Origin of the sequence: Kineosporia sp. A_224, assembly GCF_002198655.1 — a bacterium.
In the GTDB taxonomy this organism is placed as follows: Bacteria; Actinomycetota; Actinomycetes; order Actinomycetales; family Kineosporiaceae; genus R-H-3.
Genome location: NZ_MWLN01000194.1, coordinates 64,446 through 86,254 on the forward strand (window position 1 = coordinate 64,446; position 21,809 = coordinate 86,254).

Sequence of the window (21,809 nt, forward strand, 5' to 3'; positions counted from 1 at the left end):
CGGGAGGTGTCGGACGTTAGGCGTTCCATTCACCGTCGTCAACAAAATGCCTAAGGTTGTTCCACGATCCGCCGAACCCTGACGATCAGTGCATCTACCCCCACGAAAAGTCACCATTTGGGCCGGTACGACTCCGCCGCGCGGGGGCTCCGCGGGGTATGGCGCTCCGTGCTGCCGCGGAGCCGTCATGATCTGGTCGTGGCCGAGATGACCCAGGGGGTGGGCGGGGGCGTGCCCGCCGACGAGCCGGTCGACCGCGCGTTCCGCGTCGACCTGCGCGGCGTCGTCGACCTCCTGAGCCACCACCTCTACTCGAGCCCACAGGTGTACCTCCGCGAGCTCGTCCAGAACGCCGTCGACGCCGTGACGGCCCGCCGCGCCGCCGACCCCGCCGCGCCGGGCCGGGTGCTCGTCGTGCCCTCCGACGTCGCCGCCGACGGCCGGCTGCACTGCGTCGACACGGGCTGCGGCCTGTCCCCGGACGACGTCGAGCGGTTCCTCGCGACGATCGGGTCGTCGTCCAAGCGGGACGAGCTCGGCCTGGCCCGCGCGGACCTGCTCGGGCAGTTCGGCATCGGCCTGCTGTCGTGCTTCCTCGTGGCGGACGGGATCGAGCTCGTCACGACACCCGCGGGCGGCGGCCCGACGACCCGCTGGGTCGGCCGCAGCGACGGCGGGTACACCGTGACCGTGCTCGACGCGGCCGCCGTGGCCCGGGAGCGGGCGGCGCTGGCCGGACTCGTCGCGGCCGCCGGCGCCCCCGACCTGCCGACCGACGCCGGCACCTGGGTCCGGCTGCTGCCGCGCCGCGACAGCCGAGACACCACGGCTGCGGGCGAGGTCGAGCGGCTGGCCCGGCGGTTCGCCCAGATGCTCCCCGTCGAGGTGTCCGTCGCCCGCCCCGGCGGGCGCACCGAGCGGGTCACCCGTGACGTGCGGCCGTGGGACGGCGACGCCCGCTCCGCCGCGCAGATGCGCGAGGAGGCCGCCGACCTGCTCGGGGTGCCGGTGCTCGCCGTCCTGCCCGTGACCGTCCGGACCGCGGGCCTGCGCGGCGTCGTGGCGATCCTCGGGCGGCCGACGGCGCCGTCGTCCCGGCAGTCGCACCACGTGTACGCCAAGGGGATGCTCGTCGGCACGGGCGTCGAGGGCCTGCTGCCCGGGTGGGCGTTCTTCGCCCGGGCGCTCGTCGACGCGGACGGCCTGCGGCTCACGGCGTCCCGGGAGTCGCTCTACGACGACGACCTGCTCGCCGAGGTCCGGACGGCGCTCGGCGAGCACCTGCGCCGCTGGCTGCTGCGCACCGCCGACGTCGCCCCGCAGCGGTTCGGCGAGGTGCTCGCGCTGCACGAGTCCGGGATGCGGGCGCTCGCCGTCCACGACGACGACCTCTACCGGGCCTACGCCCCGCTCATGACCGTCGAGACGTCGGTCGGCACGACGACCCTCGGCGACGCCGTGCGCCGGTTCGACGTCGTCCGCTGGACCGCGACGACCGACGAGTTCCGCCAGGTCCTGCCCGTCGCGAGCGCCCAGGGCCTCGGGGTCGTCAACGCCGGGTACTCGTTCCAGGGCGAGCTCATGGAGCGGCTGCCCCTGCTCGACCCGGACGTGCGGGCGATGCAGGTGGTGCCCGGCGACCTCGACGCCCACGTCGACCTGCTCGACGACGACGTCCTCGCCGGCTACGCGGCGTTCCTCGAGGTCGCCCGGGAGACGCTCGGCCGTCTCGACGTCGACGTCGAGGTGCGCTCGTTCACCCCGTCGAGCCTGCCCGCGCTCGTCCTCGACGACCGCGAGAGCGCGCACCGGCGCACCGCCCGGGCCGCGGCGGACGACGCGGACGACGCCTGGGCCGGGCTGCTCGCCGCCCTCGACGACGGCGGCCGCAGCGAGATCCGGCTGCTGCTCAACCACGAGCACCCCGTGGTCCGCCGGCTCGCGACGCCGATGCCCCCGCGGGTGCTCGCGCTCACGGCAGAAGCCCTGTGGTGCCAGGCCCTCCTGCTCGGCCAGCGCCCCCTGCGCCCGGCGGACCAGGCCGTCATGAACCGCTCCTTCGTCGGGCTGCTCGAGCTCGCGACGGGCACCGCCGAGGAGGGCGACCAGCTGTGACGACGACCGATCTCGCCGACCGCATCGAGGCCTGCGACGAGATGCCGTACGGGCGGGAGCGGATTCTGCTCGCCGAGCGGCTCGTCGCCGAGGCCGACGCGGCGGGCGACGTCGCCCTCGGCGTGGGCGCCCGGCACGTCCTCATCCCCTCGTACTTCTACGGTCCGGCCGCGGAGCCGCAGAAGATCTTCGCGGCGTTCGCGTGGAACCTGGCCCGCTGGGACGAGGACCCCGCGGCCTTCGAGCCCGTCGACCGGCACTCCCTCCTCTGGTACTTCAAGTGGGTCACCGGCGAGGTGCTCAACTACCCGCAGGTGCCGTTCGCGCAGGCCGAGGCGACCCTCGCCGACATGCGGGACCGCTACGAGCGCGCCGGCGAGGGCCTCGCACCGTACGAGGGCTCGCGGTACGTCCAGGCCTCGCACCGCTACGGCGAGGCGGACCCGCGCACGGCCGAGGCCTTCGAGGCCTGGGTCACCCTGCCGCGGACCGGGCTGTCGGACTGCCGCGCCTGCGAGCCGTCGACCCGGGTCGAGCGACTCGCAGCGCTGGGCCGGCACGAGGACGCCGTCGCGGCCGCGGCGCCGGTGCTCACCGACGGCGGCTGCGAGGAGCAGCCGCAGCGGATGATCGACGCCGTCCTCGGCTCGCTGCTGGCGACCGGCGAGGTCGCCCGGGCCGCGCAGGAGCACGCCCGCGCGACGCGGCTGCACCGCCGCAACGGCCCGCAGGCCGACCTCGCGGCCCAGGTGCACGCGTGCGCCCTCGTCGGCCGCCACGGCCGCGGCCTCGACCTCCTCGAGGACGTCCTGCACCAGGTGGAGACCTCGACGGTCCCGTGGTCGCGGATGATGCTCGCCGCCGCCGGGGCCCGGCTGCTCGACGGCCTCGTGACGGCCGGCCACGCCGACGAGCCGGTCGCCGCGACCCGGCCCGGCAGCAGGTTCTCGACGCCCCGGCCCGCGGCCGAGGTGGCCGCGGACCTGCGGGAGACCGCGCTCGGCCTCGCCGCCGCCTTCGACGACCGCAACGGGACGACGGCCGTCTCGCAGCGGGTCGCCGCGCGCCTGGCGGCCGCCGACCTCCCCGACGTGCCGGCCTGGCCGCGCACCCGCCGGCCGCGGCTGGACCGTGGCGCGGCGGCGGCCGCGACGACCGGCGTCGCCGACGCCGCGGTCGGGGCGCTGCCGCCCGCGCAGGCCCTCGACGACCTCCTGCGGCTGCGCGACGAGGTGTCCGCCACCGGTGCCGCCGACGGCTGGGACCGCCTCGTCGCCGGCTGGTCGGCACTGCGGTCGCGGGTCGCCGCCGAGGCCCCCGACCTGCTCGACGCGCGGGCCGCGGACGTCGCACGGCTCGACGTGGCCGCCGTCCGCCACGAGCTGACCGCCGTCCCGGACGGCGGCCGGCCCGAGCCGGCGCTGCGCGCCCGGCTCGACGCGGTCGGGGCGGCGCTGCGGGCCGCCGGCCAGGAGGCGGAGGGGCTGCTCGTCGCCCTGCAGGCGCACGGGATCGAGGCGCTCGCCCGCGCCGACGCCGGGCCCGCCTCCGTGGAGGCCGACCTCGCCGAGGGCACCCGGCTCGCGGACGCCGTCGCGGCCACGGGGGACGCCGCCGCAGCGGCCCAGGCGACCGCGGAGCTGGCGCTGCTCGCCGTCCGCCTCGGCCAGACGGTCGCCGACCCCGCGGTGGCCCGCTCCGCCCACGACGGCGGCCTGCGCGCGGCCGCCGCCGCGGCCGAGGCCTTCGCCGTCATCGACCCCGCGGGCCTCGACGGGGCGCAGCGGGGCCGGTACGCGCTCGCACTGCTCGTGACGACCCAGCGGGCCGGCCACGAGGACGCGCTCACCCTGCTCGACCGGGCGCTCGCCGTCCTGCCGGCCGGTACCCGGGCCTACGAGCGGGCCGTCGTCCTCGACGCCTCCGCGTTCCGGCTCGCGGCCCTCGACCGGGTCGAGGAGGCCGCCGACGCGCTCGACGCCGCCGCGGCGGACGCCCGCACGGGCGGCAACGCCGCGCTCGCGGCGTCCTGCGCGGCCCGGGCCGGCGGGCTCCTGCTCGACCTCGACCGCCCCGGCGAGGCCGCGGACCGGCTCGAGCGCGCGCTGGCCGCGCTGCCGCCCACCGCCGCCGCCTGGGGCGTGCACGCCGACCTCGTCGTCGCCCTCGGCCGGGCCGGCCGGACCCTCGACGCCGCGGACCTCGCCGAGAGCGTCGAGCGGCTCCTCGCCGAACGGCCGCCGACCGGCGACGACCCGCAGGAGGCTTTCGACGCCGGGCGGGCCGCCTTCGTCGGCGCCCTCGCGCTGCGCACCCTCGACGAGGGCGCGGCGGCCGCCCGGCTCGCCGTGACGAGCGCGGCCCTGCACGCCCTGCACCCGCAGTCGCTCGCCCGGGCCGAGGCGCTCGACCTCGCGGCGGGCTGCACCGACGACGTCCCGGAACGGGTCCGGCTGCTGGCCGAGGCCGTCGAGGTGGCCGCCGGCGCGGACGACCGCTGGTTCGCCGCCGACCTGCGGCGCCGCCACGCGGACGCCGTCGACGACGCCGACGGCCCCGACGCGGCGCTCGCGCTGCTCGCGGGCCTGCGCGCCGACGTCACCGCTGCCGACGTGCCCGCCGAGGAGGAGCGCGCCCGCACGTGGCACCTCGCCGCGATCGGCCACCTGGAGACCGCGCTGCTCCTGCGCGCCGACCGGGCGGACGCCGCGCTCGCGGCGCTCACCGGGGTCGCGCAGGCGTACGGCGACGTGGGGGACGACGACAACGCGGTGCGGGTGACCTGCCTGCACGTCCAGGCGCTGCACCAGGGCGGGCGCACGGACGCCGCCGAGGCGCTCGGCCGCGCGGTCGCGGACCAGGCGCTCGCGCAGGGCCGCGGCGAGCACGCCCGGGCGGTCGGCGGCACGGTCGCCCGGGTGCTCGACGAGTCGGGCGACCCGGAGGCCGCCGACGAGGTCTGGTCCCGCTACAGCGGGGAGTGAGCGGGCAGGCCCAAAGCCCGGGGACGTCACGCCCTGGGGCGCAGCAGGCTGGAGGCATCGCTTCCGGAGGACCTCATGACCCGCCACCTGCTCCACCCCGGCCCGGCCGCACCGAGCGTCCGGACGTCGCCCGCCGCACCGCCGTCCCGCAGCGCACCGCCCGCCCGCGCTGCCCTGGCGCGACCCGTCGTCCGGCCCGCGGCCTTCGTCCTCACCGGCGCGCTCGCCGCGGTGACGACGGCGGCCTGCCTCCCGACGTTCTTCGTGGACGGCGTCCTGCTCGGCCCGGCCGTCATGCGCGGCTCGGCGCGGGGCACGGCCCTCGTGCTCCTGGTGCTCGGCGTCCCGGCGCTGGTCGGCCTCATGACCGCCGTCCGCCGGGCCGGGCCGGTCTGGGCGCGGCGGGCCTTCCTCGCCTGGGTGGGGACGGCGGCGTACGTGGTCTACAACGGCGTGATGCTCGTCCTCGGGACGCCGTTCAACGCGCTCTTCCTGCTCTACGAGGCGATGCTCGCGCTCGGGATCGGCGCGCTCGTGGCCCTGCTCGCCGGGCTCGACCCGACGACGCTCGCCCCGCCCCGCGACCGTGCCCCGTACCGGGCCGTCGGTGCGTGGGTCGGCTTCGTCGCCACGGCGAACACCCTCGTGTGGCTGCGGATGGTCGTCCCGGCGCTCGGCGACCCCGCGGACGCCGCCTTCCTGCGGGGCACCGGGCTGACGACGTTCCCCACCCACGTCCAGGACCTCGCCTTCTGGCTCCCGCTCGCGCTCGTCGTCGCGGTCTGGCTGTGGCAGCGGCGGGCCTGGGGCTACGTGCTCGGCTCGGCGCTCGTCGTCTACTACCTCGCCGAGGCCGTCGGGGTGGGCGTCGACCAGTGGATGGGCTCGCGCGCCGACCCGGCGTCGGACGTCGCGACCATGGCCGGGGCGTACCTGTTCGCCGTGATGGCCGTCGTCGGCGTGGTCCCGGTCGTGGCCCTGCTGCGACACCCCGACGGGGCGGCAGTCTGACGGCAGTCACCCACCCCGCGAACCCGTCCTCTGGCGGGACAACGACGTCAAGACTGCGTTTTGGGGTGCTTCACCCGCCAGAGGACGGGTCAGGTGGGCGAGACTCGGTGCGTGCCACCTGCCGAGACCCGCGAGGGCGTGTCGCTGAGCAACCTCGACACCCCGCTCTTCGACGGTGCGGACGCGACCAAGCGCGACCTCGTCGACTACCTCGACGCCATGAGCGGCCGGATCCTGCCGGTGCTCGCCGGGCGGGCGCTGTCCGTCGTCCGGGTGCTGCGCGGCCAGGCCCCCTTCATGCAGAAGAACGTCCCGAGGTACGCGCCGGACTGGCTGCCGACGGTGCCGGCCTGGGCGCAGTCGTCGCAGCGGCAGGTCCGCTACCCGGTGTGCGACGACCGCCGGACGCTGCTGTGGCTGGCGAACCAGCGAGCCGTCGAGTACCACCCGCAGCTGTTCCGCGGTGATGCCTGGGACGCGCCGACGTCGCTCGTGCTCGACCTCGACCCGCCGGAGCCGGACGCCGCGGACGACGGGGCCGGTGCCGTCCTGCACGCGTTCCGGACGGCGGCCCGCGCCGCGCTGCTCGTGCGCGAGGTGCTCGACGCGGCGGGCATGGCGTCGGCCGTGAAGACGAGCGGTGCCAAGGGCGTGCACGTCGTCGTCCCGCTCGACGGCACGGCCCGCGGCGAGGACGTCATGGCCGCGACCCGGGCCGTCGCCGCCCGCGCCGAACGCCTCGACCCGGCGCTCGCCACGACGGCGTACATCAAGGCCGACCGCGGCGGGAAGGTCTTCCTCGACGCGACCCGCTCCGGCGGCGCCACCATCGTCGCGACGTGGAGCCCGCGGGTGCGGCCCGGGACGACGGTCTCGTTCCCGCTGCCCTGGGCCGACCTGCTCGACGCCGACCCGCGCGACGCGACGGTCCGCACGGTGCCAGGCCTGCTCGCCGCGGCAGGCCCGGACGCCGACCCCTGGCGCGACCTGCTCCCCGCCCCGCAGACCCTCGACCCCGGCCTCGTCGAGGAGGGCCGGACGATCCCGGTCGCCCGGGTCGCGGCGATGCACGAGGGCAAGCGCCGCGCGAAGGCCCGGCGCGAGGCCGGGGAGCCCTGACCGACCGCCCGTCCGGTTCCCGAGCGGCCGCTCCACGCCGATGACTTCGCGGCGGCGAGCCGGTCCTACAGGAGCCGACGCGAGAGGATGACGTCCATGCCCGAGACGATCCCCTGCCTGTGGTTCGACACCGATGCGGAGCAGGCCGCCGAGTTCTACACCTCGCTCTTCCCGAACTCGTCGATCGGGGCGGTGACCCGCTACGGCCCCAACAACGCGAGCGGGCTCCCGGAAGGCAGCGTCCTCACGGTCGACATCACGCTCGACGGCCGGAGGTACACGATGTTCAACGGCGGCCCGCAGTTCCCCTTCACCGAGGCCGTCTCCTTCCAGATCTTGTGCGCCGACCAGGCCGAGATCGACCACTACTGGGAGGGGCTCGCGGCGGACGGCGGCCAGGCGAGCGTCTGCGGCTGGGTCACGGACCGGTTCGGCCTGTCGTGGCAGGTCGTGCCGACGGCCTGGATGGAGATCTCCGCGAGCGGCGACCACGAGCGCTGGCAGCGCGGCTTCCAGGCCGTCATGGGGATGAAGAAGATCATCGTGGCCGACGTCCTCGCCGCCGCCGGCCCGGCGTCCTGACGGCAGAGACCCCGAGAGGCAGGAGCCGCCGTGGCCACGAAGCACGCCAGTGTCGAGGAGTACCTCGCCTCCTTCCCGGACGACGTCCGCGCCGTCCTCGAGGAGATCCGCCGTCGGGTGCTCGTCGTCGTCCCCGACGCGGGCGAGCGGATCAGCTACGACATCGCGGGGATGACGTGGGGGGACAAGGTCTTCCTGCACTTCGCGGGGTGGAAGAAGCACGTGAGCATCTACCCGGTGCCGGACGCCGCGGGCGACCCCGACCTCGCCGAGGCGCTCACGCCGTACGCCGGCGCCCGGGGCACGCTGAAGTTCCCGCTCGCGCAGCCCGTGCCGTACGACCTCGTCGAGCGGGTGGCCGGGGCCCTCGCGGTGCAGCGCGGCGGCCGCCCGGGCTAGCCGGCCCGGCCCGGTCAGCCCGGGAACGTCGTCCAGCGCGCGGCGGCGCCGACGCCGAGGAGCACGAAGAGCCCGGCCAGCCCGGCGAGCACGACGGTCACCTCGATGTCGCGCTGCACGACCTCGACCTGCCGGGGCAGGTCGGCGAGCACGTCCTGGAGCTGCTCGGCGCCGGTCGCGGCGAAGTACCGGCCGCCGGTCGTCTCGGCGACCTCGCGCAGCGTCGGCTCGTCGACCACGAGGAAGCCGCGCCGGCGCGGGTCGCTCGCCGCGCCGCCGCCACCGCCGAGCCCGGGCCCGAAGTTGTCGAAGCCGCTGCCGCCGAGCTGCGCGGCCGAGCAGACCAGGCTGGTCGGGTCCGTCGTCCCGAAGCCGATCGGGTAGACCCGCACGCCGCGGGCCGCCGCCACCTGTGCGGCCTCCTCCGGCGGGACCCCGCGCGTGTTCGCGCCGTCGGTGAGGAGCACGACGATCTCCGGGGCGTACCGGCCGCCGGGGCCACCGGGGCCGCCCGACGCGGCCTCGGGCAGCTCGACGTCGGACGGCGCGACGTCCGGATCGATCGCCGCGATCGCGTCGACGGACTTGAGGATCGCGGCGCCGATCGTCGTCCCGCGCCCGGTCGTCAGGGAGTCGATCGTCGCGACGAGCTGGTCGCGCTCGGTCGTCGGCGGGACGGCGAGCTGAGCGGAGCCGGAGAAGACGACGAGGCCGATCCGGGTCCTGTCGTCCTGGTTCTCGACGAACTCGCGGACGGCGGCCTGCGCCGCGGTGAGCCGGTTCGGGTCGACGTCGGTCGCGCACATCGAGCCGGAGACGTCGAGCGCGAGGATCACCGAGGACGCCGAGACCGGGACCTGCGCCGAGACCTGCGGCCGGGCACCGGCCGCGAGCAGGCACGCGAGCGCCGCGAGGAGCAGCCCGAAGGGCGCGTGCCGCTTCCAGCCGGCGCGCCGCGGCGCCGCGGCCCGGATGAGCGCGACGTGCGGGTGCACGACGGCGACCCGCTTGCGCCGGCGCAGCGCCCACACGTACCCCGCGAGCAGCAGCGGGACGACGAGGAGCACCGGGAGCACGAACGGCCAGGCGAAGCCCATCGTCACACCACCCGCCCGAACCAGACGAAGGACAGCCCGGCACCGACGAGGAGCAGCAGGGCGGCGATCCCGGCGAGCAGCGCGGTGACCTCGATCTTCTCCGTGCGGACCGTCCAGGCGAGGTCGATGCTCCGGTAGACCTGCTCGAGCGCGGCTCCGTCCGCCGCCGCGTAGTAGGTGCCGTCCGTCGTGCGGGCCACCTCGCGCAGGAGCGGCTCGTCGAGCTTCGTCGCGAGCTGGAACCCGTCGACCTGCAGCACCGTGCCGGCGGCGCTGCCGAGGCCGACCGGGTAGACCTTGACCCCGGCCGTCGAGGCGATCGCCGCGACCTCGAGCGGGTCCGGGCCGGACGTGTTCTCGCCGTCCGAGAGCATGACGACCGCGGCCGACCCGTAGTAGCCGATGTCCCCGCCGGACGCCTCGACCCCGCCGCCCCCGCTCTCGTCGACCTCGACGACCCGGCCGGCGATCGCGGACAGCGAGGTCTGGATCCCGCGGCCGATCGATGTGCCGCCCTGCGGCGACAGCCGGTCGACGGCGGCGAGCACCTGCGCCCGGTCGGTCGTCGGCTGCTGGACGACGAGGCCGCCCTCGCCGAAGGCGACGACGCCGATCCGGACCTGCGCCGGCTGCCGGCGGACGAACGTGCGGGCCGCGGCCTTCGCGGCCTCCATCCGGGTCGGGGCGACGTCGGTGGCGGCCATGCTGCTCGAGGTGTCGAAGGCGAGGACGACGGTGCCCTCCCGACGGGGTGACGCGACCGTCGCCTGCGGCCGGGCGAGCGCAACGAGGAGCAGTGTGAGCGCGGCGAGCAGCAGCGCGGGTGCGACGTGCCGGCGACGGCGGCCCCGCGCGGCCGCGGGCGCGACGATCCCTTGCGCGGCAAGGCGTTCGCGGCGCTCGTCCCGGCTGCGCAGCAGCCGCCGGTAGCCGCCGACGAGCAGCGGGACGGCGAGCAGCCCCACGAGCATCCACGGCCAGGCGAAGGTCATCGGACGGCCCTGCGCCGGCGCAGCTCGGCGATCCGCGCGAGCGCGCGGACGAGGTCCTCGTCGGTGCCGACGACGTGCAGGTCGGTGCCGGCGGTGCGCACCCCGGCGGACAGGGTCGCCTGCCGCTCCTGCGCGGCCGCGCGCAGCCGCTCCCGGAAGCCCGGGTCGTCGGTGTCGACGAGGATCTGCTCGCCCGTCTCGGCGTCCTCGACCCACATCGTCCCCGCGGACGGCAGCTCGAACTCGCGCGGGTCGACGACCTGGACCGCGACGACGTCGTGCCGGCGCGCGAGCATCCCGAGCGGGCGCTCCCAGCCGGGCTCGCCGATGAAGTCCGAGACGAGGACGACGAGGGAGCGGCGGCGGACCAAGCCCAGCGCCGCGCGCAGCGGGACGGCGAGGTCGGTCGGCCGGCGGGCGCCGTCCGCCGGCTGCGGCTCGCGGAGCAGGTGCTCGAGGATCCGCAGCACCTGGGTGCGGCCGTGCCCCGGCGGGACGACCCGCTCGACCTCGGCGTCGAAGAGCACCGCGCCCACCCGGTTGCCGCCCCGGGCCAGGATCCGGGCGACGGTCGCGGCGACCTCGGCGACGACGAGGTGCTTGCGGCGGTCGACCGGCCCGAAGCCCATGGACGGCGACCGGTCGAGCAGCAGCCAGGCGGTGACGTCCCGGTCCTCGACGTACTCGCGGACGTACGGCTCGTCCATCCGGGCCGTGACGTTCCAGTCGATGTGCCGCAGGTCGTCGCCGGGCTCGTACTCGCGCAGGTCCGTCACGTCGACGCCCGAACCGCGGAAGAGCGTGCGGTAGTCGCCCTGGAGCCGGCCGTCGAGCCGGCGGACGACCCGCCACTCCAGCCGCCGCAGCAGACGCTCGGGGGTGAGCGCCGCCGGGGTCAGCGCCCCTGCGCCGGCCACGACCGGTCTCCCCCGCCGGCGCCGGCCCGGTCCCGCATCGGGATCTCGGGCAGCGGCACGGCGTCGAGGACCGGGGTGAGCAGGTCGTCGGGCGAGACGCCGTCCGCGAGCGCCTCGTACGACAGGACGAGCCGGTGCCGCAGCACGTCGCGCGCCAGGTCGCGGGCGTCGGCCGGCAGCACGTAGTCGCGCCCGCGCAGGAACGCCAGCGCCTTCGCGGCGAGGACGAGGTTGATCGGCGCCCGCGGGCTGGCCCCGAACGAGACGTAGCGGGCGAGGTCCGGCAGGCCGACGGAGGCCGGCTCGCGGGTCGCGGTGGCGAGCCGGACGGCGTACTCGATGACGCCGGGGTCGACGTACACGGCGTCCGCGGCGCGCTGGTAGTCCCGCAGCTGGTCGAGGTCGAGCACCCGCGCGGTGCGCTCGCGCGCGCCCGTCATCCGCTCGACGACGACGAACTCCTCGGCCGGCGTCGGGTAGCCGACGAGCACCTTGAGCATGAAGCGGTCGACCTGCGCCTCGGGCAGCGGGTACGTGCCTTCGGACTCGATGGGGTTCTGCGTGGCCATGACGAGGAACGGGTCGGGCGCGGCGTGGGTCTCGCGACCGATCGTCACCTGCCGCTCCTGCATGACCTCGAGCAGCGCGCTCTGCACCTTGGCCGGGGCCCGGTTGATCTCGTCGGCGAGGAGCAGGTTGGCGAACACCGGGCCGAGCCAGGTCTGGAACTCGGCGTCCTTCTGGTTGTAGACCCGGGTGCCGACGACGTCGGCGGGCACGAGGTCGGGGGTGAACTGGATCCGCTGGAACACCCCGCCCATGGCCTCGGCCAGGGTCTTGATCGCCATCGTCTTCGCGAGCCCCGGGACGCCCTCGACGAGCAGGTGGCCGCGGGCGAGCAGGCAGACGAACATCCGCTCGAGGAGCTGGTCCTGGCCGACGATCGTCTTCTTGACCTGGTACAGCGCCTGCTCGAGCGGGTGCGTGCCCGCCGGCTGGGGGGCCGGCTGCTGCGGGGTGGCGGTCATCGGGCTCCGTTCCTCGGGGTGCTCCACGACGGGTCAGATCGCCGGGCCGCCGGCGGCACCGCCGGCGTTCGCGATGGGGACGGCGAAACCGATCCCGACGAAGAACGACTGCTTGCCGGGGTTGGCCAGGGCGGTGACGACACCGACCACCTGGCCGTCCCGGTTGACGAGCGGGCCGCCGCTGCTCCCTGGGTTGACGGCCGCGTCGAACTGGATGAGGTCCTCGACGGTCCCCGCCTGGCTGCGGACCGTCCGGCCGGTGGCCGAGACGACGCCCGCCGTGAGCGTGCGCTCCAGGCCGAACGGGTTGCCGACCGGGTAGACGGCGTCCCCGACCTGGACCCCGCCGCCGAGCACCGCCGGGACGACGACCTCGGGCAACCGGTCGACGGCCAGGACGGCGATGTCCTTGGACGGGTCCTTCTCCGCGACCGTCGCGGTCGCCCGCGTGCCGTCGGCGAACCGGACCGTGATCGGGCCGCCTCCCGAGACGACGTGCAGCGCGGTGAGCACCGAGCCATCGGCGTTGACGACCGTGCCGGTGCCGAGCGACCCGTCGTCCTGCCCGCCCGGGTCGCCCGCGCCGCGGCCGGTCGTCACGGTGACGAGCGAGGGGACGATCGTGCCGTAGACGACGGCGGCGTCCGGCGGGGCGGCGCGCTGCTCGGCCTGGGCCGCCGCGAGCCCCTCGGCGACGGTCCGGGCGACGTCCGCCCGGGACAGCGGTGCCGGGCCGGGGTCGCGCAGCAGCCACCACGCGAGCGCGGCGACGACGACGAGGACGACGAGGACGACGAGGACGACGAGGAGAAGGGCGGGGCGCAGCCGCCGCCGGACGCGGCCCGTCGCGGCCCCTTCGGCGGGTGCGGCGTCGGCCGGGTCGTCGGCGGCGACCAGTGGGAGCACTGCCCGCGCCATTCAGCGAGCGTAAGTCGCCGTCAGGGTTTGTGACACTCCCGTGACCTTCGAATTCGCTGGGAACGGCTTGGGACGGCGAAGTGACGCGCGCTGCAGGTCACGCTGCCGACCGCGCGGCGGCCGGCGGGACGGCGGCGGGCACGGCACGCCGTTCACCGCCCCAGGAAGGCGAGCAGGGCCGCGTTGAACTCCCGCGGGTGCGAGGCGTTGAACCCGTGCGGCCCGCCGCTCACGACGACGGCCTCCACGTCCTTGACGTGCTCGGCGACCCGCCGGCCGCTGACCTCGAACGGCACGATGGCGTCCTGGTCGCCGTGGAGCACGAGCACCGGGACGTCGACCCGCGCGAGGTCGGCGCGGAAGTCGGTGCGGGCGAAGGCGGTGATGCAGTCGGCGGTGCCCTTCGGGGACGCCGTCGAGGCGACCTGCCAGGCGAACCGGACGACGGCGTCGCTCACGGTCTGCGTGCCGCCGGCGGCGTAGAAGTTCTTGACGAAGCCGTCGAGGAACGCGAGCCGGTCGGTCGCGACGCCGTCGAGGAACTGGCCGATCGTCGCCTCGTCGAGGCCGCCGTCGGGGTTGTCGTCGGTCTTCGCGAGGTACGGCGTCACGGCACCCGCGAGGACGGCGCTGCGGACCCGGGCGGAGCCGAAGGTGCCCAGGTAGCGGGCCACCTCGCCGCCGCCCATGGAGAAGCCGACGAGCGTGACGTCACGCAGGTCGAGCCCCTCGAGGAGCGCGTCGAGGTCGGCGGCGAAGGTGTCGTAGTCGTACCCGGTCCACGGCCGGGAGGACTCCCCGAACCCGCGGCGGTCGTAGGTCACCACCCGGTGGCCGGCGTCCACGAGCGGCCCGACCTGGGCCTCCCAGGACCTGCCGGACAGCGGCCAGCCGTGGACGAGCACGACCGGCCGGCCGGTGCCGACGTCCTCGTAGTGCAGCTCGACAGGGGTGCTCCCGACGGCGTCGGGGACGGTGAGGCGGGGCATGGGGACTTCCTTCCGTTCGGCGCTGGTGCGCGCGCGTACGGGCGCGTGCGATCGACGCTAGGCGGATGTTCCGGGCCCGCCAGGTGACCTGGCCCGGCCGGGCACGGACCCCCGTGGCAGCATCGCGGACGACGCCCCGCAGCACCCGGCCGCGGGCGACGTCGCCGAAGGAGCCGTCACCGTGAGCACGACCGTCTGCGTCACCGGAGCCGCCGGGAAGGTCGGGCGGTACGCCGTCCACGAGCTGCTGGAGCACGGGTACCGGGTGGTCGCGGTCGACACCGTCGCGCACCCGCCGACGCTGCCCGCGGTGTGGTCGCGGGACGACTTCACCTACCTGCGGGCCGACCTCGAGGACTTCGGCGACACCGTCGACGCGCTCGGCGGTTGCGACGCCGTCGTCCACGTCGCGAACATCCCGGCGCCGGGCCTGATCCCGCCCGCACGCACCCTCAACCGGAACAACCTCATGAACACCAACGTGTTCCTCGCCGCCGCGCAGCTGCGCCTCACCAAGGTCGTCTGGGCCTCGAGCGAGACGACGCTCGGCCTGAACTTCGGCGACGGCGGCCGGGCGCCGCGCTACGTGCCGCTCGACGAGGACCACTACCCGCACCCCGCGACGACCTACTCGCTGTCCAAGGTCGTCGCCGAGACGACGGCCGAGCACGTCGCGGCCTGGAGCGGGATCCCCTTCCTCGCGCTGCGGTTCTCCAACGTCATCCTCCCCGAGGAGTACGCCGCGTTCCCGACCTACTGGAGCGACCCGGCCTCACGCGTGTTCAACCTCTGGAGCTACATCGACGTCCGCGACGCCGCGCTCGCGTGCCGGCTCGCGCTGGAGTCCGACGTCACCGGGGCCCGGGCCTACGTCATCGCCAACGAGGACTCGGTCATGACGACCCCGAGCGCCGACCTCGTCGAGCAGGTCTTCCCGGGGACGCCGCACAAGACGCCCGTCGAGGGCAACGCGTCGCTCATGACGAGCGCCCGGGCCCGCGCCGAGCTGGGCTTCGTGCCGCAGCACCCGTGGCGTGACCAGGTGCAGGTGCCGCCCGCGGGGTGACGGCGCGGCACCACCAGAATTCGAACACGCGTTCGACAACCGGGCGTCTTCTGTCGTACGGTCGGACCCGGTGGGAACGGCGCACGACTGTGCGGAGCCGTGCGCCGCCCACCGCTTCCCCGCACCAGCAGAACGTCCCGCTCGCTTCGCCGGGTCCGCCGCGGGCCCCGTCGGACGACCTCCCGACGCCCCGAGGCCGCCATGCCCGCTGTCATCGACTACGCCCTCCCCGGCCCCCTCACCGACCTCACCGGGCTGCCGGACGCCGTCCTGCCGCCACCCGCGGAGCCGCTCGTGCTGTGCGGGGTCGCCCGCGGGCTCGTCGTCCCGCCGCCCGGCGCGCAGGCGCTCGGCCTGCCGCCCGGCCGGTCGACGACGCACCAGGTCAGGCCCGCCGCGGACCTCCTGCGCGCGGTGCTGGCGCTCGACCCCGCACCGCTCACCGTCGCCCGCCCGCCGGCGCGCCGCGTCGTCGGCACCTGCCGGCACGTCGCGGTGATCACCGTGGCGCTGCTGCGGCACCACGGCGTCGCGGCCCGGGCCCGGTGCGGGTTCGCGACGTACTTCGAGCCCGGCCGGGGCGTCGACCACTGGGTCGTGGAGTACCGGACGGCGCCGTCCGGCCGCTGGCGCCGGGTCGACCCCGAGCTCCCGCCCCCGGCCGATGCTCGCGCCGGGTACCGCTCCGGGGCCTCCGACGGCGCGGTTCCGGTACCGGAGGTGAGCACGAGCGACGGGGCGGCGGTGGCCGGGGAGTTCCTCACCGGCGGCGAGGCGTGGGTGGCGTTCCGGCGCGGGGCGGTCGACGCGTCCCGGTTCGGGGTGGCAGGCACCTCGGACGCCTGGGGGCCGGCGGAGATCAAGGGCAACGCGATCCGCGACCTCGCAGCGCTCAACAAGGTCGAGGTGCTGCCCTGGGACGAGTGGGGCCGGATGACCGACGCGTACGCCGGGCGGACCGGCCCCGACCACGACGCGCTCGTCGACGCGGTCGCCGCCGTCTGCGGTGCCGACGACCCCGCGTTCGTCGCCGACCTCTACGCGCGCGACGAGCTGCGTGTGCCGGAGCACCTGCAGCGGTGACCGGGCCGGGCGGAACCCGGCCCGGTCGGGCTCACCCCGGTGCCGGGTAGGCCGTCACCTCGGTCGCCTTGGCGGTCAGCCAGACCTGCTGACCGGTCCGCAGCTCGAGGTCGGCGAGCGCGGCGGGCGTGATGTCCACGATCGCGTCGGGCGTGCCGTCGACGGCGACCCGCACCCGGTCGGTGAGCAGCTCGAGGCCCGCGACGGTGCCGGTCCACACGTTGCGGGCCGACCCGGCGTCCGGGGAGTGCGTGTAGAGCGAGATCGCCGTGGGCGCGAGCGCGACGAGCATCCGGGTGGCGGGCAGCGGGACCACATGGCCGCCCTCGCCCGGGTCGTGACCGGCGGCGAAGAGCCGGCCGCCGTCGTCGAGGTCGACCCGTCCCGTCGAGCGGTCGGTCATCGCGCCGCGGTAGAGGTTGAGGCCGACGAGCCGGGCGACGTACTCGGTCGCCGGACGGCGCGCGACGGCCGCGGGCACGCCCTCCTGGACGGCGCGGCCGCCCTCGAGCACGAGGATCCGGTCGGCGAGCACCATCGCCTCGAGCGGGTCGTGCGTGACGACGAGGGTCGGGCCGCCGAAGGTCGCGAGGTACGCGCGCAGCTCGGTGCGGATCTCCAGCCGGGTCCGGGCGTCGAGGGCGGCGAGCGGCTCGTCGAGCAGGAGAAGCTGCGGGTCGGACGCCAGGGCCCGGGCGAGCGCGACCCGTTGCGCCTGGCCGCCCGACAGCTGCCCCGGCCGGCGCCCGGCGAGCTCCTCGATCCCGAGCCGCCCCAGCACCTCCCGGGCGTGCGCGCGGGCGTCGGGCCGCCGTCCGCCCCGCACGTGCCGGGAGAACGCGACGTTGTCGAGCACCGTGAGGTGCGGGAACAGCCGGTAGTCCTGGAAGACGAGGCCGACGCGGCGGTCCACCGCGGGCACGAACGTGCCGCGGTCGGCGTCGTCCCACGTCTGGTCGCCGACCGCGACCCGCCCCCGGGAGACCGGGAGCAACCCGGCCAGAGCCCGCAGCAGCGTCGACTTGCCGGCACCGTTCGGGCCCAGGACGGCGAGGATCTCGCCGGCCCGCACGTCGGCCCGCACCTCGAGGTCGAACCCTCCCCGGACGACCCCGACGTCGGCCCGCAGCGCCCCGCCGGCCGGCGGGGCGCCGTACGCAGGGTGGTCGTCCGACCGTGCCGTCACAGCCCGGCCCCCGGTCGCAGCCACCGGTCGCGCAGCAGCACGAGCACCGCGACCGACACCGTGAGCAGCACCAGGCTCAGTGCGACGGCGGCCTGCGGGTCGGTCTCGAAGGCGCGGTAGACCGCGCTCGGCATCGCCTGGGTCACGCCGGGCAGGTTGCCGGCGAAGGTGATCGTCGCCCCGAACTCGCCGAGGGCCCGGGCCCAGCAGAGCACCGCGCCGGCGGCGAGGCTCGGCGCGACGAGCGGCAGCGTGACCCGGCGGAACGTCGTCACGGGCCGCGCGCCGAGGGTCGCCGCGGCCTCCTCGAGCCCGGCGTCGGCGGAGCGCAGCGCCCCCTCGACGGTCACCACGAGGAAGGGCATCGCGACGAACGTCTGCGCGACGACGACGGCCGCCGTCGTGAAAGGGATCTGGTAGCCGGTCCAGTCGTAGAGCCAGCGGCCGGCGATCCCGTTGCGGCCGTAGGCGAGCAGCAGCGCGACGCCGCCGACCACGGGCGGCAGCACGAGCGGCAGCGTGACGAGCGCCCGGAGCAGCCGGATCGCGCGCGCCCGGGAGCGGGCCAGCACCCACGCGAGCGGGACGCCGACGACGACCGAGATGACCGTCGTCACCGAGGCGGTGACGAGCGAGAGCCGCAGCGCCTCGACCGCCTGGGTCTCCGCGAGGATCCGCGGCAGGTCCCGCCACGGGGCGAGCACGAACATCCCGACGAGCGGCAGGAGGAGGAACGCCACCGCCACCGCCGCCGGCACGCCGAGCGGCCAGGGGGTGCGCCGTCCGGCGTCGGTGACGGCCCGGACGGCCGACGGCGACCGGCCGTGCACGGGTGCGTGGTCGCCGTCCGCCGTCACGGGCACGACCCTAGAGGCGCAGGCCTCACGGAGCCTGGAAGCCCGCCGCAGTGAGCACCTTCTGGCCCTCGGCCGACAGCACGTAGTCGACGAACGCCTGGGCCACGGCGGTGTTCTTGCTCGTCGTGAGCGGCGCGATCGGGTACGTCGTCGAGGCGTTGACGTCGGCCGGGATCTCGATGCCCGTGACGGAGTCCCCGGCGGCGAGGACGTCGGTGACGTAGACGACGCCGGCGTCGACCTCCCCGAGGCTGACCTTCGCGAGGGTGGCCTTGACGTCGGCCTCCTCGGTGACCGGCTTCACGGTGAGCTTCGCAGTCGCGAAGACCTTCGCCGCCGTCGCTCCGCACGGCACCTCGGCCTGGCACAGGGCCACCTTGACGCCGGGCCTCGCGAGGTCGGAGAGCCGGGTGACGTTGCCGGGGTTCTTCGGCGGCACCGCGATCTGCATGGCGTTCTCGGCGAACGGCGTCGCGGTCGTCGCCGCCCCGGCCGCCACGACGGCGTCCATGTTCTTCTGCGACGCGGAGGCGAACACGTCGGCCGGCGCGCCCTGCGCGATCTGGGTGACGAGCGCGGACGACGCCCCGAAGCTGAAGGTGACCGTCGTGCCGGGGTTCGCCTCCTGGAACTGCTTGCCCAGCGTCTGGAACGAGCCGGTGAGCGACGCGGCGGCGAGCACGGTGATCTCGCCGGACAACCCGCCGGGCGACGCCCCGGCGGGCGACGAGTCACCACCGGACGACGGGCCGCCGCAAGCGGCGAGGAGCAGTGCGCCGACGGTGACGAGGGGCAGGACGAGGGCAGGACGACGGCGCACGGATGCTCCTGGCGGGCCGGGGACGGGAGGTGCGGGGCGGTCAGTCGGCGGGGATCTCGACGACGACGTTCGTGGACTTCACGCTGGCGACGGCGAGGACGCCGGGCTCGAGCCCGAGCTCGTCCGCGGCCTCGCGGCTCATGAGGCTGACGACGCGGAACGGGCCGGCCTGGAGCTCGACCTGGGCCATCACCGTGTCCCTGACGACCTTCGTCACCAGGCCGCGGAAGTGGTTGCGCGCCGACTGCGCCACGGTCGGCCGCGGCTCGGTGGCGGACGCCGCCGCGACCTCCTCGGCGAACCGGGCGAGCGCCGCGCCGGCGACGACCCGGCGGCCCGCGTCGTCCACCGTGGTCTCCAGGCGCCCGGAGTCGGCCCAGCGGCGGACCGTGTCGTCGCTGACCCCGAGGAGCTCGGCGGCCTGACGCATGCGGAAGGTCGTCGTCACGCCTCGACTGTATCCGCATCTGCGGACCTCTGACCAGTCAGTCACCGCGGATGCGGGTACTGGTTCTTTCCTGACCCGATTCTGCGGTTCCGAAGTTCCCCGTCGGCTCCTCACCCGGGGACTGTCGCCCGGCGCCGTCCGCTGCCCATGATGGCCACCATGACCACCGACGCCCGGTTCCCCCGCCTGTTCTCCCCGCTGCGGATCGGCCCCGTCGAGCTGCGCAACCGGGTGGTCTCCTCGGGGCACGACACGGTCATGGCGCAGGACGGCGTCCCCGGCGACCAGCTCGTCGCCTACCAGGAGGCCCGGGCGCGCGGCGGGGTCGGGCTCGTCGTCGTCCAGGTGGCGGGGGTGCACGCGTCGGCGCAGTACACGAGCCACGTGCTCATGGCGGACGACGACGCCTGCGTCCCGGCGTTCGCACGGCTCGCCGAGACCGTGCACGCCCACGGCGCCAAGGTCTTCCAGCAGCTGTTCCACGACGGGCGCGAGCTCATGGAGTCCCCCGACGGCACGCTCCCGGTGGCACTGGCGCCGTCCGCCGTGCCGAACGAGCGGTTCCACGTCATGCCGCGGGCGATGCCGGTCGGGCTCGTCCGCGAGATGGTCGGCTGCTACGCCGCGAGCGCGCGCCGGATGCGCGAGGCCGGGTACGACGGCGTCGAGGTCGTCGCGTCCCACGGGTACCTGCCGGCGCAGTTCCTCAACCCGCGGACGAACCTGCGCACCGACGAGTACGGCGGGGACGAGGCAGGTCGGCTGCGGTTCCTCCGCGAGGTGCTCGAGGGCGTCCGGGCGGCGGTCGGGCCGGGGCTCGCGGTCGGGGTGCGGATCTCGGTCGGGGAGGAGTCCGGGGAGGGGCTCACCGCGGCCGAGGCGCTGGACGCGTTGGGGCGCCTGGACTCCGCGGGCCTGCTCGACTACGTGTCGGTCGTCGCGGGGACGTCCGCGACGCTCGCCGGCTCGGACCACATCGTGCCGCCGATGACCCGCGCGGTCGGCTACACGGCGCCGCTGGCCGCGCAGGTCAAGGCGGTCGTCGGCGTGCCCGTCGTCGTCGCCGGCCGGCTGAACTCGCCGCAGGACGCCGAGCAGGTGCTCGCCCGCGGGGACGCCGACGGGACCGTCATGACGCGCGCGCTCATCTGCGACCCGGAGATGCCGGCGAAGGCGGCAGCCGGGCGGCTCGAGGAGATCCGGGCCTGCATCGGCTGCAACCAGGCGTGCATCGGGCACTTCCACGCCGGCTACCCGATCTCGTGCATCCAGTACCCGGAGACCGGCCGCGAGCGCACCTACGGCATCCGGGTGCCGGCCCGCGAGCCGCGCGACGTCGTCGTCGTGGGCGGCGGCCCCGGCGGGCTCAAGGCGGCCGCCGTCGCCGCCGAGCGCGGCCACCGGGTCACGCTCTTCGAGGCCGGCCGGCGGCTCGGCGGCCAGGTGCTCCTCGCCCAGGAGGTGCCCGGACGGGCCGAGTTCGGCGGCGCCGTCGGCAACCTCGCCGGGGAGGCCCAGCGGGCCGGGGTGAAGATCGTGCTCGGCACCACGGTCGACGCCGCGATGCTCGCCGACCTCGCCCCGCACGCCGTCGTCGTCGCGACCGGCGCCCGGCCCCGGGTGCCGGCCCTCGACCTCGTCGACTCCCCCGTCGTCCTCACCGCCTGGGACCTGTTCCGCGGCACCGACGTCCCGCGCCCGGCCGACGGCCGCCGCCGCGTCGTCGTCGCCGACTGGCGCTGCGACTGGGTCGGCCTGGGAGCGGCGAACCTGCTGGCGGGTAAAGGCTGGAGGGTCACCCTCGGGGTCACCGGCTACCACGCCGGGCAGCGCCTCCAGCAGTACGTCCGTGACGACATGCTCGCCCAGGCGCACCGGCTCGGCGTCGACGTCGTCCCGCTCGTGCGGGTCTACGGCGCCGACGCCGACTCGGTGTACCTCCAGCACGTCCTCACCGACGAACCGGTCGTCGTCGACGGCACCGCGGCCCTCGTCCTCGCCCAGGGCCACGACGCCGTCGACGGGCTGCTGCGCGAGATCGAGGGGAGCGAGGCGTTCGAGGTGCACGCCGTCGGGGACTGCCTCGCGCCGCGGACCGTCGAGGAGGCGGTGCTCGAGGGGCTGCGGGTGGGCAGCGCGGTCTAGCGGGTCGTGAAGGTCCTGTGAAGGGCCCCGGCCCGGTCCCCGTCCCGGCCTAC

General features: G+C 75.9%; 19 protein-coding genes. 9 read left to right on the forward strand and 10 right to left on the reverse strand.

Annotated elements, in window-relative coordinates:
- Positions 1 to 207 precede the first annotated feature (207 nt).
- From EDJALFJO_RS22255 to EDJALFJO_RS22280, 6 genes are all read left to right on the forward strand, one after another.
- Positions 208 to 2,115 carry an HSP90 family protein gene (locus tag EDJALFJO_RS22255; protein ID WP_088288507.1) on the forward strand — a complete coding sequence of 636 codons (1,908 nt, stop codon included), beginning with the start codon at positions 208 to 210 and terminating at the stop codon, positions 2,113 to 2,115.
- A complete protein-coding gene (locus tag EDJALFJO_RS22260; RefSeq protein ID WP_088288508.1) occupies positions 2,112 to 5,099 on the forward strand; it encodes a hypothetical protein in 2,988 nt (995 codons plus the stop codon). The genes EDJALFJO_RS22255 and EDJALFJO_RS22260 overlap by 4 nt, the downstream gene beginning before the upstream one ends.
- Positions 5,100 to 5,174: 75 nt before the next feature.
- Positions 5,175 to 6,110: a hypothetical protein gene (locus EDJALFJO_RS22265; RefSeq protein ID WP_088288509.1), complete on the forward strand. Its 936-nt coding sequence runs from the start codon at positions 5,175 to 5,177 to the stop codon at positions 6,108 to 6,110.
- Between the two features lie 111 nt (positions 6,111 to 6,221).
- A complete protein-coding gene (locus tag EDJALFJO_RS22270; protein ID WP_088288510.1) occupies positions 6,222 to 7,229 on the forward strand; it encodes a DNA polymerase domain-containing protein in 1,008 nt (335 codons plus the stop codon).
- 96 nt (positions 7,230 to 7,325) lie between these two features.
- Entirely contained in the window at positions 7,326 to 7,811 is a 486-nt protein-coding gene (locus tag EDJALFJO_RS22275) for a VOC family protein (protein WP_088288511.1), read from the forward strand.
- A 30-nt stretch (positions 7,812 to 7,841) separates the two neighbouring features.
- A complete protein-coding gene (locus EDJALFJO_RS22280) occupies positions 7,842 to 8,210 on the forward strand; it encodes an iron chaperone (protein ID WP_088288512.1) in 369 nt (122 codons plus the stop codon).
- A 14-nt stretch (positions 8,211 to 8,224) separates the two neighbouring features.
- On the opposite strand, the gene EDJALFJO_RS22285 is transcribed toward EDJALFJO_RS22280, so the two are convergent.
- The 6 genes from EDJALFJO_RS22285 to EDJALFJO_RS22310 all read right to left on the reverse strand — a co-directional run bounded on the left by EDJALFJO_RS22285 (position 8,225) and on the right by EDJALFJO_RS22310 (position 14,151).
- Complete coding sequence (locus EDJALFJO_RS22285; protein ID WP_088288513.1) at positions 8,225 to 9,307, reverse strand: VWA domain-containing protein; 1,083 nt, start codon at positions 9,305 to 9,307, stop codon at positions 8,225 to 8,227.
- 2 nt (positions 9,308 to 9,309) lie between these two features.
- Entirely contained in the window at positions 9,310 to 10,299 is a 990-nt protein-coding gene (locus EDJALFJO_RS22290) for a VWA domain-containing protein (protein WP_088288514.1), read from the reverse strand.
- Positions 10,296 to 11,216, reverse strand: a complete 921-nt coding sequence (locus tag EDJALFJO_RS22295) for a DUF58 domain-containing protein (RefSeq protein WP_198950545.1) — start codon at positions 11,214 to 11,216, stop codon at positions 10,296 to 10,298. Before EDJALFJO_RS22295 ends, EDJALFJO_RS22290 begins: the two co-directional genes overlap by 4 nt.
- Positions 11,195 to 12,244 carry a MoxR family ATPase gene (locus EDJALFJO_RS22300; RefSeq protein WP_088288515.1) on the reverse strand — a complete coding sequence of 350 codons (1,050 nt, stop codon included), beginning with the start codon at positions 12,242 to 12,244 and terminating at the stop codon, positions 11,195 to 11,197. The genes EDJALFJO_RS22295 and EDJALFJO_RS22300 overlap by 22 nt, the downstream gene beginning before the upstream one ends.
- A gap of 33 nt (positions 12,245 to 12,277) precedes the next feature.
- Positions 12,278 to 13,162 carry a S1C family serine protease gene (locus tag EDJALFJO_RS22305; RefSeq protein ID WP_088288516.1) on the reverse strand — a complete coding sequence of 295 codons (885 nt, stop codon included), beginning with the start codon at positions 13,160 to 13,162 and terminating at the stop codon, positions 12,278 to 12,280.
- A gap of 152 nt (positions 13,163 to 13,314) precedes the next feature.
- Positions 13,315 to 14,151: an alpha/beta fold hydrolase gene (locus tag EDJALFJO_RS22310; RefSeq protein WP_088288517.1), complete on the reverse strand. Its 837-nt coding sequence runs from the start codon at positions 14,149 to 14,151 to the stop codon at positions 13,315 to 13,317.
- A 181-nt stretch (positions 14,152 to 14,332) separates the two neighbouring features.
- Here EDJALFJO_RS22310 and EDJALFJO_RS22315 point away from each other — a divergent pair, with 181 nt between their 5' ends.
- Both EDJALFJO_RS22315 and EDJALFJO_RS22320 read left to right on the forward strand, forming a co-directional pair.
- Positions 14,333 to 15,217, forward strand: coding sequence for an NAD(P)-dependent oxidoreductase (locus EDJALFJO_RS22315; protein WP_088288518.1), 885 nt, complete (start codon positions 14,333 to 14,335; stop codon positions 15,215 to 15,217).
- Between the two features lie 201 nt (positions 15,218 to 15,418).
- A complete protein-coding gene (locus tag EDJALFJO_RS22320) occupies positions 15,419 to 16,300 on the forward strand; it encodes a transglutaminase domain-containing protein (RefSeq protein WP_088288519.1) in 882 nt (293 codons plus the stop codon).
- Positions 16,301 to 16,331: 31 nt separating this feature from the next.
- Here EDJALFJO_RS22320 and EDJALFJO_RS22325 read toward each other — a convergent pair whose 3' ends face one another.
- The 4 genes from EDJALFJO_RS22325 to EDJALFJO_RS22340 are packed head-to-tail and all read right to left on the reverse strand — an operon-like array spanning position 16,332 to position 19,593.
- Entirely contained in the window at positions 16,332 to 17,486 is a 1,155-nt protein-coding gene (locus EDJALFJO_RS22325) for an ABC transporter ATP-binding protein (protein WP_088288565.1), read from the reverse strand.
- Positions 17,483 to 18,316 carry an ABC transporter permease gene (locus tag EDJALFJO_RS22330; protein ID WP_369812570.1) on the reverse strand — a complete coding sequence of 278 codons (834 nt, stop codon included), beginning with the start codon at positions 18,314 to 18,316 and terminating at the stop codon, positions 17,483 to 17,485. The genes EDJALFJO_RS22325 and EDJALFJO_RS22330 overlap by 4 nt, the downstream gene beginning before the upstream one ends.
- Positions 18,317 to 18,368: 52 nt before the next feature.
- Positions 18,369 to 19,163, reverse strand: a complete 795-nt coding sequence (gene modA / locus EDJALFJO_RS22335; protein ID WP_088288520.1) for a molybdate ABC transporter substrate-binding protein — start codon at positions 19,161 to 19,163, stop codon at positions 18,369 to 18,371.
- A gap of 40 nt (positions 19,164 to 19,203) precedes the next feature.
- Positions 19,204 to 19,593 carry a TOBE domain-containing protein gene (locus EDJALFJO_RS22340; RefSeq protein WP_088288566.1) on the reverse strand — a complete coding sequence of 130 codons (390 nt, stop codon included), beginning with the start codon at positions 19,591 to 19,593 and terminating at the stop codon, positions 19,204 to 19,206.
- 177 nt (positions 19,594 to 19,770) lie between these two features.
- Here EDJALFJO_RS22340 and EDJALFJO_RS22345 point away from each other — a divergent pair, with 177 nt between their 5' ends.
- The gene (locus tag EDJALFJO_RS22345; RefSeq protein WP_088288521.1) at positions 19,771 to 21,756 is read left to right on the forward strand and encodes an FAD-dependent oxidoreductase; all 1,986 of its coding nucleotides are present in this window, start codon (positions 19,771 to 19,773) and stop codon (positions 21,754 to 21,756) included.
- Positions 21,757 to 21,809 lie beyond the last annotated feature (53 nt).